Here is a 13,651-nt window from a genome sequence, read left to right as displayed (position 1 = left end):
GCGACGCCCCCTTGAACGATTTCGTGAGGGTCGACCGCTCCGGTCGCAGTTCGTGCTACTACCGACCAGTAGGCGTCGATTCCGGTCGCAGTTGCCGCCGCCTCCGGCCGACCAGCCCGGCCGAAAGTGCGACCGGAACGGAAAGGAGACCGGCCAGCCCGGCCGAAAGTGCGACCGGAGCCCGCGCAGAAAGTCGGATGCCGTGAGCAACGCGCATGGGTCGGGCGGGAAACCGTAGGGAAAGCGTGAGGATCGCGGAAGCGGAGCCCGCGCGGGAGTTGGATCGACAGCGTGCTCGACATCCTCTACATCGCGCTGACTATTGCGCTCTTCTCCCTCGTCTCCTTGGTCGCCTCCGGCGTGGAACGCCCCGGCCCGCGCCGGGGCGCCTCCGCTCGCCGCGAAGCCGTGACCGGAGAGGACCTCTCGTGATCGTCTTCGAGATCGCCGCCGCCGCCCTCGCGGTCGCCGCCGTCGTCTACCTCGTGGTCGCTCTCGTCGCGCCGGAGCGGTTCTGATGGACGCGTCGATCTGGTTCGGCATCCTGCAGGCCATCGCCGTCGTGGTCGTGCTCGTCGTGCTGTATCGCCCCCTCGGCGACTACATCGCCCACGTCTACTCGTCTCCGCGCGATCTCCGCATCGAACGCGGCCTGTACCGCCTCATCGGCGTCGACTCCCGCGCGGAGCAGACCTGGCGCGCATACGCACGAAGCGTCCTCGCCTTCTCACTGGTGGGCTTCCTTCTCGTCTACGGACTGCAACGACTGCAGGCGTTCCTGCCCGCCTCGCTCGGCCTGCCCGCCGTGCCCGAGGGGCTCGCGTTCAACACCGCGGCGTCGTTCGTCGCCAATACGAACTGGCAGTCCTACTCGCCCGAGCAGACGATGGGCTACGTCGTTCAGCTCGCCGGCCTCACCGTGCAGAACTTCGTCTCCGCAGCGGTCGGCCTCGCGATCGCGATCGCGCTGATCCGCGGCCTCGCACGCCGTGCCTCACCGACGATCGGGAACTTCTGGGTCGATCTGACCCGCGGCCTCGGACGCCTGCTCGTCCCGCTCGCGCTGATCGGCGCGGTGACGCTCCTCGCCGGCGGGGTCATTCAGAACTTCGGCGGATTCACCGACGTCACCACGGTCTCCGGCGGAACGCAGACTCTCCCGGGCGGCCCGGTCGCCTCGCAGGAGGCGATCAAGCTCCTCGGCACGAACGGCGGCGGGTTCTTCAACGCCAACTCCGCCCACCCCTTCGAGAACCCGACCGGCTGGACGAACCTCGTCGAGATCCTGCTGATCCTCGTGATCCCGTTCGCCCTTCCCCGCACGTTCGGCCGCATGATCGGCGACCACCGCCAGGGCTATGCGATCGCCGCGGTCATGGGCATGATCTTCCTCGTCTCGACCTTTGCACTGTCGGCCATCGAGCTGGCCGGCCGAGGCAGCGCCCCGGAACTCGCGGGAGCGGCTCTGGAGGGCAAGGAGCAGCGCTTCGGCATCCTCGGCTCCACCCTCTTCGGCAGCGCCAGCACGCTCACCTCGACCGGCGCCGTCAACTCGATGCACGACTCGTACACGGCTCTCGGCGGCATGATGCCGATGCTGAACATGATGCTCGGCGAGGTCGCTCCCGGCGGGGTCGGCTCCGGCCTGTACGGGATGCTGGTGCTGGCGATCATCGCGGTGTTCGTCGGTGGCCTGCTCGTCGGACGCACCCCGGAGTACCTCGGCAAGCGGATCACACCGCGTGAGATCAAGCTCGCCAGCCTCTACATCCTCGTGGTGCCGACCCTCGTCCTCGGGGGCACGGCATTGAGTTTCGCGGTGCCGGGCATCCGCGAAGACGTCGAGTCGACGAGCATCCTCAATCCAGGTGTGCACGGGATGAGTGAAGTGCTCTACGCGTTCACCTCGGCCGCGAACAACAACGGCTCGGCATTCGCCGGCCTCACCGCGAACACCCCGTGGTTCAACACCGCACTGGGTGTCGCGATGCTCCTCGGCCGATTCCTGCCGATCGTGCTCGTGCTGGCGCTGGCGGGCTCCCTCGCCGCGCAGGAGCGCATCCCCTCCACCACGGGCACCCTCCCCACCCATCGGCCGCAGTTCGTCGGCCTGCTCGTCGCCGTGACCGTGATCGTCACCGCACTCACCTATTTCCCCGTGCTCGCGCTGGGCCCCCTCGCTGAAGGACTCATCTGACATGTCCATCGACACCACCTCTCCTGCCGCCGCACGTGACGTTTCGTCTCGCTCCGCTCGCTCAACGACCGAGACCGAGTCGAAACCTGCCCGCGCCTTCGGCTGGTCGCAACTCGTCGAGGCGGGGCCCGGCGCGGTGCGCAAACTCAACCCCGCCGCCCTCGCCCGCAATCCCGTGATGATGCTGGTGTGGGTGGGCGCCGCCTTCACCACCGTGCTCGCCGTCGCCGAACCGTTCTTGGGCGGGCCCGCCGATTCCGGAGGCACGCCCATCCCGGCGCCGTTCACCTGGGGAATCGCCGTCTGGTTGTGGCTCACGGTGTTCTTCGCCAACGTCGCCGAGTCGGTGGCGGAAGGCCGCGGCAAGGCCCAGGCCGCGAGTCTGCGCGAGACCCGGACGAGCACCCAGGCACGACAGGTCGTCGGCTACGACCAGAAGGCGGATGCGGCCGCCGAGCATGCCGAGACGGTGCAGGTCTCGTCGGCAGAGCTGCAGCGAGACGACGTCGTCGTCGTGTCCGCGGGTGAGCTCGTCCCCGGTGACGGCGACATCATCGCCGGGATCGCGACGGTCGACGAATCCGCGATCACCGGTGAGAGCGCCCCGGTCGTCCGCGAGTCCGGCGGTGATCGCAGCGCCGTCACCGGCGGAACCCGGGTGCTGTCGGACCGCATCGTGGTGCGCATCACCTCGAAGCCGGGAGAGACCTTCGTCGACCGGATGATCGCTCTCGTCGAGGGCGCGAGTCGGCAGCGCACGCCGAACGAGATCGCCCTCAACATCCTGCTCGCGAGCCTGTCGATCGTGTTCGTCGTGGTGGTCCTCGCGCTTAACCCGATCGCCGCGTATGCCGCGTCTCCCGTGAGCATCCCGGTGCTGATCGCACTGCTGGTGTGTCTCATCCCCACGACCATCGGCGCCCTGCTGTCGGCCATCGGCATCGCGGGCATGGACCGGCTCGTGCAGCGCAACGTCCTGGCGATGTCGGGGCGAGCGGTCGAAGCCGCGGGCGACGTCACCACGCTGCTGCTCGACAAGACGGGCACGATCACGTACGGCAACCGGCGAGCGCACGAGGTGCTTCCCCTCCCCGGTGTCGATGCCGACGAGCTGCTGCGGGTCGCCGCGCTCTCGTCGCTCGCAGATCCCACCCCCGAGGGCGCCTCGATCGTCCAGCTCGCCGAGGCTCACGACATCCGGGTCGAGCAGCCGGCGGATGCGGTCGTGGTGCCCTTCACCGCCCAGACCCGCATGAGCGGCCTCGACCTTGCCGACGGCACACAGATCCGCAAGGGTGCGGCGTCCGCGGTGGCGGCGTGGCTCGGTCTCGACGAGGTGGACCAGGAACTCAGCACCAGAACGGATGCTGTCGCCCAGAGCGGCGGCACACCTCTCGTCGTCGCGGTCGTCCCCGCGAGTCCTGCGGCGGCACACTTGTCGGGAGAAAGTACACATGTCGGGCCGGATGCCGCGAATCGGGCCGACATCCGTGAAATCTCCCGACAAGTCGCACGCAACAACAGGGAGGGCGCCCGGGTCCTCGGCGTCGTGCACCTGAAGGACATCGTGAAGGACGGACTCCGCGCGCGGTTCGAGGAGCTCCGCAGCATGGGCATCCGCACGGTCATGATCACGGGCGACAACCCGCTGACAGCCAAGGCGATCGCCGCGGAGGCCGGAGTCGACGACTTCCTCGCCGAGGCCACCCCGGAGGACAAGCTCGCCCTCATCCGACGCGAGCAGGAGGGCGGGCGACTGGTCGCGATGACCGGCGACGGCACGAATGACGCTCCCGCACTCGCGCAGGCGGATGTCGGAGTCGCGATGAACACCGGCACGTCGGCTGCGAAGGAGGCCGGCAACATGGTCGACCTCGACTCGGACCCGACGAAGCTCATCGACATCGTCCGCATCGGCAAGCAGCTGCTGATCACCCGGGGTGCGCTCACCACGTTCTCGTTGGCCAACGATGTCGCGAAGTACTTCGCCATCATCCCCGCCATGTTCATGGGCATCTTCCCCGGGCTCGCGGCGCTCAACGTGATGCAGCTGCACTCCCCGGCATCCGCCGTGACGAGCGCGATCATCTTCAACGCGATCGTGATCGTCTTCCTGATCCCCCTCGCGCTGCGGGGCGTGAAGTACCGGCCGGCGAGCGCCTCGCAGATCCTGCAGCGCAACCTGTTGATCTACGGCCTCGGCGGGGTGGTCGCCCCCTTCGTCGGCATCAAGCTCATCGATCTCCTCATGAGCCTGATCCCCGGCTTCTGATCCATCTCCGACCCGGCTTCCGACCCGCAAAGAAGGCACTCCATGTCATCCACTCGCAGCACTGTCCGCACCGCCGGCGTCGCCGTCCGCGCGATACTCGTCCTCACCCTCGTGCTCGGCGTCGGGTACACGCTGCTGGTCACCGGGATCGGTCAGCTCGCGTTGCCGTGGCAGGCGAACGGCTCCCCGCTGGACGGCGACCGGGGAAGCGCGCTCATCGGGCAGTCGTTCCAGGATGCCGAGGGCGACGCGCTGCCCGAGTACTTCCAGTCGCGTCCGTCGGCAGCCGGCGACGGCTACGACGGCACGGCGTCCGGTGGCAGCAACCTCGGGCCGGAGAACCCCGACCTCGTCGCGGCCATCGAGGAGCGCCGGTCGGCGATCGCGGAGCGCGAGGGGGTCTCCGTCGACGGAGTCCCCGCCGACGCCGTCACCGCGTCCGCTTCCGGCCTCGATCCTCACATCAGCGTCGCGTACGCGCTGCTCCAGGTCACACGCGTCGCCGAGGCCAGAGGCCTGAGCACGGAGGAGGTGCGCACCCTCGTGGAGTCTAGGATTCAAGGGCGGGATCTGGGATTCCTCGGCGAGCAACGCATCAACGTCGCCGAACTCAACCTCGCGCTGGACGACCGGGAGAGTGAATGAGCGCAGAGCGGTCACACCGCGGCCGTCTTCGCGTTCTGCTGGGCGCCGCCCCCGGCGTCGGCAAGACCTTCGAGATGCTCGGCGAAGGCCGTCGGTTGCAGGAGGAAGGGCACGACGTCGTCATCGCGATCGTCGAGACCCACGGTCGGGCGGCGACTCAGGCGCAGACCGTCGGCTTGCCGGTGATCCCTCGCCGCGTGGACGATCACCGCGGCGTGCCCCTGACCGAACTCGACCTCGGCGCCGTCCTCGCCCGTTCCCCCGAGATCGCTTTGGTCGACGAGCTCGCCCACACGAACAGTCCCGGGTCCGAGCATCGGAAGCGGTGGCAGGACGTCGAGCAGCTGCTCGCGGCGGGCATCGACGTCATCACCACCGTCAACGTGCAGCACGTCGAGTCTTTGAACGCGGTCGTGGAGAAGATCACCGGCATCGCCCAGCAGGAGACCATCCCGGATGCCGTGGTCCGTGCCGCCGACGAGATCGAGGTCGTCGACCTCGCCCCGCAGTCGCTGCGCGATCGACTCGCCGCCGGCCAGGTGTATCCGGCGGAGCGTATCGACGCGGCTCTGTCGAACTACTTCCGCCTCGGCAACCTCACTGCGCTCCGAGAACTCGCGCTTCTCTGGCTCGCCGACGAGGTCGACAGCGCCCTGCGCACGTATCGCGCGGCGCAGGGCATCGAAAGCGCCTGGCAGGCTCGCGAGCGGGTCGTCGTCGCGCTCACCGGAGGACCGGAGGGTGAGACGCTCCTGCGACGAGGCGCCCGCATCGCGGCGCGCTCCGCCGGAGGAGAGCTGCTCGCCGTGCACGTCTCCGCACAGGACGGGCTGCGCGATGAGACGCCGGGCACTCTCGCCGCGCAGCGGGCACTTGTGGAGTCCCTCGGCGGCAGCTACCACCAGGTCGTCGGCGACGACATCCCCGGCACCCTCGTCGAATTCGCCCAGGGAGCCGACGCCACCCAGCTGGTCATCGGGGTCAGCAGGCGCGGCCGACTGACCGCCGCAGTGACAGGGCCGGGGATCGGCGCCGAGGTGATCCGGCGCTCCGGCGACATCGACGTGCACATCGTCACGCACGCGGCCGCCGGCGGGCGCCTCGCCCTCCCTCGGGTCACCGGCGGCGCGCTGGGCTGGCGACGGCAGCTGCTCGGCTTCGGCGTCGCCCTCCTGATCGGCCCCATCCTTTCGTGGGTGATGTTCACCTACCGCAGCCCCGAATCGATCACGGCCGAAGTGCTCGCCTATCAGCTGCTCGTGGTGGTGGTCGCTCTGATCGGCGGCGTGCGCCCTGCCGTGTTCGCCGCGGTTCTCTCCGGCGTCACGCTGGACTTCCTCTTCGTCGCGCCGCTCTTCACCATCACCGTCGCCCATCCGCTGCACGTGCTCGCCCTCGCGCTCTACGTCCTGATCGCGATCCTCGTGAGCATCATCGTCGACCAGGCCGCACGGCGAGCTCGCACCGCTCAGCGCGCGGCCGCGGAGGCCGAACTCCTCGCCGCGGTCGCCGGCAATGTGCTCCGCGGCGACAACGCCGTGCTCGCCCTGGTCAGCCGTACCCGGGAGGCATTCGGACTGAGCGGCGTGCGCCTGCTCGCACCCGACGGAGAGGTCATCGCCCGTGACGGTGAACCGGTGGCCGACGGGCGCGCCAGCACCGTACCCGTCGGTGTCGGTGCGGATGGCGTCGCGCGCGCGACGTTGGAGTTGCACGGCGCTCCCCTGGCCGGCCCGGAACGCCGCCTGCTCGACGCGATCGTGGCGCAGCTGTCAGCCGCCATCGAACACACCGACCTCCGCGCCACCGCCCGCGAGGCCGAAGCTCTCGCCGAGACCGACCAGATGCGCAGCGCCCTGCTCTCCGCCGTCAGTCACGATCTTCGCCGCCCTCTCGCGTCGGCCGTCGCCGCGATCGGAGGGCTTCGCGGCGCGCAGGAGCTGTCCGCCTCAGACCGCGCCGAGCTGCTGGAGACCGCGGACGAGAGTCTCGCGAAGCTCTCGGCGCTCGTCACCGACCTGCTGGATGTGAGCCGTGTGCAGGCGGGAGTGCTCGGCGTCTCCGCCTCACGGATCGATGCCGCCGGCCCCGTCTTGGCGGCCGTTGATGAACTGGGCCTCGGGCCCGCCGACGTCGAGCTCGCCCTCGATGCCGACCTGCCCCCACTGCTGGCCGATCCTGTGCTGCTGGAGCGCGTGCTCGTCAACGTGCTCGCCAATGCCCACCGTCACGCGCCCGCCGGCAACAGGGTCATCGTCTCCACCAGCGCGCTCGGCGACCGCGCCGAAATCCGCATCATCGACCGCGGTGCGGGTATCGCCCCGGAGCGGCGCGACAGCATCTTCGAACCGTTCCAACGGTTCGGCGACACCGACAACACCACCGGCCTCGGTCTCGGCCTCGCCCTGTCCCGCGGTTTCACCGAAGGCATGGGCGGTACTTTGACACCCGAGGACACTCCTGGTGGGGGTCTCACGATGGTCATCTCGCTGCCCCTCGCCGCGGAATCTGCCGAGTCCGAGGAGACGGCATGAAGCTCCTGATCGCCGATGACGACCCGCAGATGGTCCGAGCGCTGCGCATCACCCTGGGCGCACACGGCTACGAGATCGTGGTCGCGGCCGACGGCGCCGCCGCGATCGCCGTGGCTGCGCAGAGCCACCCCGACATCATCATGCTCGACCTGGGTATGCCGCGGCTCGACGGCATCGAGGTGATCCAGGCGCTGCGTGGATGGACGAGCGTTCCGATCATCGTGGTGTCCGGGCGCACGGGCTCCGCCGACAAGGTGGATGCACTCGACGCGGGGGCCGACGACTTCGTCACCAAGCCGTTCCAGGTGGATGAGCTGCTGGCGCGGCTGCGGGCCCTCTCGCGTCGATCTCTGCCGACGGGCGGCGAATCGACGGTGGCTTTCGGCGACGTCGTCGTCGACCTCGCGACCAAGACCGTCACCAGGGCCGGGTCCCGAGTGCATCTGACCCCCACCGAATGGCGGATGCTGGAGCACCTGTCGCGGCATCCGGGGTCGCTCGCGACTCGGCAGGATCTGCTGAGGGAGATCTGGGGCAGCGAGCAGGTCTCGGACTCCGGTTACCTGCGGTTGTACATGTCGCAGCTGCGCAAGAAGCTCGAGCGGGAGCCGGGCGCGCCCGAGCATCTGCTCACCGAAGCCGGGATGGGCTACCGACTCGTCGTGTGAGCCCTACGGCGGCGCAGCGCCCCGACGACCCCGGCGGCGACGAGTACGACGGCGACGATGATCGCCACGATCGCCGTGGTGGTGCTCTCGGGCTCTCCGGTCAGTCGGCCGACGGCAAGCCATGCCAGGCCCCATGCTGTCGCAAGCGCCGGTGCGATGCGGCCGGTGAACCAGGCACTGGCGACACCGATCACGAGCACGACGACCAGCACGGCCATCGCCCACACCTCGGCCTGGTCGGCCCAGCTGGCGGGCGCGATCTGCGTGAGCCAGGCGCTGGTGTTCGCCACGGTCGCGATCGTGACCCAGCCGAAGTGGAGCCCGTTGGCGCCGTCGGTGAGAATGCGGTCGGCGAGGTTCCGCGCGGGGAAGCGCCCGAGCACCACGATCACCCGCGCCAGAACGCCGAGCAGCAGGGCGATCACGATGACGGTGGCGATGAGCGACCAGAACTGCGCCGTCACCAGCCAGAGGCCGTTGAGCACCATGGATGCGGCGATCCATCCGCCGGCGGCGCGCTGACGCTCATCCGCACGTTGCGCGGGCAGCGCCTGCCAGACCGTGTACGCGATCAATCCGAGGTAGATCAGGGACCAGATGGAGAACGCGGGTCCGGCGGGCGCCAGATAAGAGCCCTGCGCGGAGAGAGCGCCATCCTGCAGTTCACTCACCGACGTGCCCCCGAAAGCACCGGATCCGATGGCGGCGGCGATCAGCATGAAGGTCGCCGAGGCGATGATCAGGCCCTGGCGGGCGATATCCTGCGTCCGGGATTCCATGTTCAGTACGGTACGAGGCTCAGCCGTCCCGCGCACCGGCCTTGACACGCAGCGATCATTTCGCTAACCAAGTAAGACACTTTGGTTGCGTAACAACCGCTCAACGCCTGACCTCCTCGACACCGGGCTCATCGTGCGCGAGACCGAGTAAGGCTCGCGACCGTCAGCGGGAGATCGCCGCGTCGATCAGCACCTCGGCGGCGCGGCGTGCCTGCACGGCGACCTCAGGGTCCGCGGAGATCGCGGCGGTGCTCTGCGCTCCCTCCGCCAGGATCGACAACTGCGCCGCCAGCAGCGGAGAGGCCCCGGTGCTCGCGACGAGTCCGGCCATGTATTCCTGGAACGACGCCTTGTGTGTGCGAACGATCGACGCGACCTCGGGATGGGTGCCGCCCAGCTCGCCGAACGCGTTGATGAAGGCGCAGCCGCGGAAGTCGTCGGTGCAGAACCACGCCTGCAGGTAGTCGTAGACAGCCAGAAGGCGCGTGCGCGGGTCGTCTCCGGCATCCGTCACCGCCGTCGAGAGCGAGTCCTCCCAGAGGCGGTGCTTTCGAGCGAGCACCGCGACGATGATGTCGTCTTTCGCGGGAAAGATCCCGTACAGACGCCGCAGCGACACGCCGGCGGCTTGACGGAGCTCGTCGATGCCGACAGCCGCGTATCCCTTGCGGTAGTAGAGATCCTCCGCCGCGGCGAGGATGCGTTCGCGTGCCTCTTCTTCGGTCATACCAAGAGTTTACTTGACATGAGAACGGACGTTCTCTACTGTTGTGAACATCAAGCGAGAACGAACGTTCTCACCCCTAGCGAAAAGGATCAGGATCATGGGCTACATCACTGTCGGACAAGAGAACAGCACCGCCATCGAGCTCTACTACGAAGACCAGGGCTCGGGCCAGCCGGTCGTCCTGATCCACGGCTACCCGCTGAACGGACACAGCTGGGAGCGTCAGACCCGCGAGCTGCTCGACCAGGGATACCGCGTCATCACCTACGACCGCCGCGGCTTCGGCCAGTCCTCGAAGGTGAACGTCGGCTACGACTACGACACCTTCGCCGCCGACCTCAACACGGTGCTGGAGACCCTCGACCTGCGCGACGTCGTCCTCGTTGGCTTCTCGATGGGCACCGGCGAACTCGCCCGCTACGTCGCCCGCTACGGCCACGACCGCGTCGCCAAGCTCGCCTTCCTCGCCTCACTCGAGCCCTTCCTCGTGCAGCGCGACGACAACCCCGAGGGTGTCCCGCAGGAGGTCTTCGACGGCATCGCCGCAGCCGCCGAGGGCGACCGCTACTCCTGGTTCACGCAGTTCTACAACGACTTCTACAACCTCGACGAGAACCTCGGATCCCGCATCAGCCAGGAGGTCGTCACGGCCAACTGGAACCTCTCCGTCACCAGCGCCCCGGTCGCGGCCTACGCGGTCGTGCCGGCCTGGATCGAGGACTTCCGCGGCGACGTCGAGGCTGTGCGCGCCGCCGCCAAGCCCACCCTGATCCTGCACGGCACGAAGGACAACATCCTGCCGATCGACGCCACCGCGCGCCGCTTCCACCAGGCCGTGCCGGATGCCGACTACGTCGAGGTCGAGGGCGCTCCCCACGGGCTGCTCTGGACGCACGCCGACGAGGTCAACGCCGCGCTGAAGGACTTCCTCTCGAAGTGACCCTGCCGCAAGAAGCCCGGCATCCGTCGTGGATGCCGGGCTTCTTCGTGCTCCCCGCGCCGCAAACCCTGCTCTGGGACTCAGCCGCGCATCGCGACGCCGCGACGCCAATACCCCATGAAGGCGACCTGCCCGCGGTCGATGCCGAGGTCCTTCACGAGGTGCCGGCGGAGGGTCGTCACGACACCGCTCTCTCCCGCGATCCAGAAGTAGCGTTCGGCGACGGCATCCGCGGCGGGGATCTCCTCACCGAGGCCGGAGTACTCCGGCGTCTCCCAGAGCAGCGCTTCGCCCTCGATGTCCTTCACACGGATCTCTTCTGCGGCATCCTCGTCCCCGAGGTGTTCCAGCACGGCGGGGATCAGTTGCCGGCCGTGCAGCTCGCCGGCCTCGCGCGGCAGCCAGTGCACCTCGACGCCCGACGGAGCGTCGATGCGCAGGATGTCGGGCGGGGAGGGCACTTCGATGAACGCCACGCCCCGCAGGTCGCGGGGAGCGTCCTCGAGGATGCGGGCGATGGCCGGAGCCGCCGTCTCGTCGCCGGCGAGCACGACCGACGCCGCGGTTCCCGGAGCGTACTCAGCCCCGCCGTGCTCACGAACGCCACGCCGCGGACCGATGAGGTAGAGCTCCTGCCCCACGGCCGCCGTGCTCGCCCAGCGTGACGCGGGTCCGGTGAGCCCGGGCTCGAGGTGCAGGACGAAGTCGATGTCGACCTCGGTTCCGGCTTCGGTGACCCGAAGCTGACGGACGGAGTATGTGCGCATGGAGCCCCGCTCCTCCTCCGGCACGGCGAGGAACGACTGCCACCAGTCGTCGCCCGACCGATCGAGTTCGCAGAGAACCCCGGATGCCGGCGGGAAGATGAGCTTGACCCGAGCGTCGAAGACGTCGCCCGGTGTGCCGAACTCGAACAGGTCATCACCACCGAACGTCACCCGCACGAAGTACGGCGAGATGCGCTCGACAGCGCGCACCTCCGCTCGCGTGAGAACGTAGGTCGGTCGTTCGGTGGTGGTCGCCTCAGCGGACATGATGCCTTCCGATCGGTGTGACCATCGGCTTCCCCGAGACGGGGTCGATGGTGATCTGGTTCGCGAGGCCGAAGACCTCTTCGACGAGGCCGGCGGTCACGACGTCCTGTGGAGCACCGGCGGCGTGCACCCGCCCGTCCTTCATGGCGACCAGCTCGTCGGCGTACCGGGCGGCCATGTTGAGGTCGTGCAGGACCATGACGATCGTGGTGCCGCGCGACACGCTCAGATCAGTGAGCAGATCGAGCACCTCGATCTGGTGGGCGACGTCCAAGAAGGTCGTCGGCTCGTCCAGCAGCAGGATGTCGGTCTCCTGAGCCAGGGCCATGGCGATCCACACGCGCTGACGCTGCCCGCCGGAGAGTTCGTCGACGCTGCGGTCGGCGAGTTCGGTCGTGCCCGTCGCGGCGAGAGCGTCGGCGACGACCTCGTAGTCGTGAGCGCTCCACCGCGCGAGGATCTTCTGATGCGGATGCCGTCCTCGCCCCACCAGGTCGGCCACGGCGATGCCTTCGGGTGCCACCGGCGACTGCGGCAGCAGTCCGAGGATGCGCGCGACCTCCTTGGTGTGCCGCGAGTGCACGGACTTGCCGTCCAGCACGATCTGCCCCTCGCTCGGCGAGAGCAGACGGGCGAGCGAGCGCAGGAGGGTCGACTTGCCGCATCCGTTCGCGCCGACGATGGTGGTGATCTTCCCCGGCGCGATCGCGAGGTCGAGGCCGTCGATGACCGTGCGGTCACCGTAAGAGAGGGTGACACCCTCTGCGGACAGGCTGTGCGAGACGGTCACAGCGATCCTCCCGAGCGGTTGGTGCGGATGAGCAGGTAGATCAGGTACGGGGCGCCGAGCACACCCGTCACGACACCCACCGGGTAGCGGGCGCCGAAGGCGAACTGTGCGATCAGGTCGGCACCGAGCACGAGAACAGCGCCGACGAGAGCGCTGGGGGCGAGCAGGTTCGCTCCTGGACCGGTGATGCGCGCAGCGATGGGTCCGGCCATGAAGGCGACGAACGCGATGGGTCCGGTTGCGGCCGTGGCGAAGGCGAGGAGGGCGACCGCGCCGAGCATGAAGAGCAGCCGGGTGCGATTCACCCGCACCCCGAGGCCGGAGGCGGAGTCGTCCCCGAGTTGCATCGCGCCGAGCGCTCGCCCCTGGGCGAACATCAGCGGGACGATGACGACGGCGGCGATCGCCATCGGAGCGACCCTTTCCCAGGACGCATTGTTCAGACTGCCGGCGATCCACTGCATCGCCGTCTGGATGTCCCAGGCGGCCGCCCGCGACAGCACGTAGGAGACGACGCTCTGGAGCATCGCCGCCACGCCGATCCCGATGAGGATCAGCCGAGTACCGGCGAATCCGCTCTTGATCGACAGCAGGTAGATGGCGCCGGCGGTGACCAGCGCTCCCCCGAGGGCGAACACCGAGACGGCCGGGCCGTTCAGCGAGAGCACGACGATCCCGATCACCGCGGCGGCGCTCGCGCCGTTGGAGATGCCGATGATGTCGGGAGACGCGAGCGGGTTGCGCAGCAGCGTCTGGAAGCTCACGCCCGCGATGCCGAACGCCAGACCGGTCAGGACCGCCAGCACCGCCCGCGGCAGTCGCAGCTCGCCGACTGTGAACGAGGCGCCCGGAACCGTCTGGCCCACGATCACCCGGACGACCTCATCCAGGCTGTAGAAGGTGTTGCCGACCATGAGCGCGGTCGCGAAGAGCGCGAGCAGCAGGATGCTGAGCACGATCGTGGCCGTGGCATGGCGTCGATGCCGTGCGCGCCGACCGGCGATGATCGCCGCCACCTGTGCGGACGAGGGCTTTCCTGCCGGGGCGAGGGTCTGTTCGGTGATG

General features: G+C 68.8%; 13 protein-coding genes. 8 read left to right on the top strand and 5 right to left on the bottom strand.

Annotation, left to right across the window (positions count from 1 at the left end; all coding sequences use genetic code 11):
- Window positions 1-291: 291 nt before the first annotated feature.
- From D7252_RS19955 to D7252_RS06685, 7 genes are read left to right on the top strand one after another with little or no spacing between them, the layout of a single operon-like run.
- A complete protein-coding gene (locus D7252_RS19955; protein ID WP_183055203.1) occupies window positions 292-432 on the top strand; it encodes a hypothetical protein in 141 nt (46 codons plus the stop codon).
- Window positions 429-518, top strand: a complete 90-nt coding sequence (locus tag D7252_RS06710) for a potassium-transporting ATPase subunit F (protein ID WP_120774668.1) — start codon at window positions 429-431, stop codon at window positions 516-518. The genes D7252_RS19955 and D7252_RS06710 overlap by 4 nt, the downstream gene beginning before the upstream one ends.
- Window positions 518-2,197: a potassium-transporting ATPase subunit KdpA gene (gene kdpA / locus D7252_RS06705; RefSeq protein ID WP_120774667.1), complete on the top strand. Its 1,680-nt coding sequence runs from the start codon at window positions 518-520 to the stop codon at window positions 2,195-2,197. Before D7252_RS06710 ends, kdpA begins: the two co-directional genes overlap by 1 nt.
- Window position 2,198: 1 nt before the next feature.
- A complete protein-coding gene (gene kdpB, locus D7252_RS06700; RefSeq protein ID WP_120774666.1) occupies window positions 2,199-4,469 on the top strand; it encodes a potassium-transporting ATPase subunit KdpB in 2,271 nt (756 codons plus the stop codon).
- A 42-nt stretch (window positions 4,470-4,511) separates the two neighbouring features.
- Window positions 4,512-5,114 carry a potassium-transporting ATPase subunit KdpC gene (gene kdpC / locus D7252_RS06695; protein ID WP_120774665.1) on the top strand — a complete coding sequence of 201 codons (603 nt, stop codon included), beginning with the start codon at window positions 4,512-4,514 and terminating at the stop codon, window positions 5,112-5,114.
- Window positions 5,111-7,648, top strand: coding sequence for an ATP-binding protein (locus tag D7252_RS06690; protein WP_120774664.1), 2,538 nt, complete (start codon window positions 5,111-5,113; stop codon window positions 7,646-7,648). Before kdpC ends, D7252_RS06690 begins: the two co-directional genes overlap by 4 nt.
- Window positions 7,645-8,316: a response regulator gene (locus tag D7252_RS06685; protein WP_120774663.1), complete on the top strand. Its 672-nt coding sequence runs from the start codon at window positions 7,645-7,647 to the stop codon at window positions 8,314-8,316. The genes D7252_RS06690 and D7252_RS06685 overlap by 4 nt, the downstream gene beginning before the upstream one ends.
- Here D7252_RS06685 and D7252_RS06680 read toward each other — a convergent pair.
- Together D7252_RS06680 and D7252_RS06675 are read right to left on the bottom strand one after the other, a co-directional pair.
- Window positions 8,298-9,095, bottom strand: coding sequence for a TspO/MBR family protein (locus D7252_RS06680; RefSeq protein WP_120774662.1), 798 nt, complete (start codon window positions 9,093-9,095; stop codon window positions 8,298-8,300). The genes D7252_RS06685 and D7252_RS06680 overlap by 19 nt on opposite strands.
- Window positions 9,096-9,258: 163 nt before the next feature.
- Window positions 9,259-9,822, bottom strand: a complete 564-nt coding sequence (locus D7252_RS06675; protein ID WP_120774661.1) for a TetR/AcrR family transcriptional regulator — start codon at window positions 9,820-9,822, stop codon at window positions 9,259-9,261.
- A 97-nt stretch (window positions 9,823-9,919) separates the two neighbouring features.
- On the opposite strand from D7252_RS06675, the gene D7252_RS06670 reads away from it, so the two are divergent.
- The gene (locus tag D7252_RS06670) at window positions 9,920-10,762 is read left to right on the top strand and encodes an alpha/beta fold hydrolase (protein WP_120774660.1); all 843 of its coding nucleotides are present in this window, start codon (window positions 9,920-9,922) and stop codon (window positions 10,760-10,762) included.
- 80 nt (window positions 10,763-10,842) lie between these two features.
- Here D7252_RS06670 and D7252_RS06665 read toward each other — a convergent pair whose 3' ends face one another.
- From D7252_RS06665 to D7252_RS06655, 3 genes are read right to left on the bottom strand one after another with little or no spacing between them, the layout of a single operon-like run.
- Complete coding sequence (locus tag D7252_RS06665) at window positions 10,843-11,796, bottom strand: siderophore-interacting protein (protein WP_120774659.1); 954 nt, start codon at window positions 11,794-11,796, stop codon at window positions 10,843-10,845.
- Complete coding sequence (locus D7252_RS06660; protein WP_120774658.1) at window positions 11,786-12,586, bottom strand: ABC transporter ATP-binding protein; 801 nt, start codon at window positions 12,584-12,586, stop codon at window positions 11,786-11,788. Before D7252_RS06660 ends, D7252_RS06665 begins: the two co-directional genes overlap by 11 nt.
- Window positions 12,583-13,650 carry an iron chelate uptake ABC transporter family permease subunit gene (locus tag D7252_RS06655; protein ID WP_120776850.1) on the bottom strand — a complete coding sequence of 356 codons (1,068 nt, stop codon included), beginning with the start codon at window positions 13,648-13,650 and terminating at the stop codon, window positions 12,583-12,585. The genes D7252_RS06660 and D7252_RS06655 overlap by 4 nt, the downstream gene beginning before the upstream one ends.
- Window position 13,651: the final 1 nt, after the last annotated feature.

Source organism: Microbacterium sp. CGR2, from assembly GCF_003626735.1.
Lineage (GTDB): Bacteria > Actinomycetota > Actinomycetes > Actinomycetales > Microbacteriaceae > Microbacterium.
The sequence above is the reverse complement of the archived record's forward strand: the minus strand, read 5'-3'. Positions and strand labels throughout refer to the sequence as shown.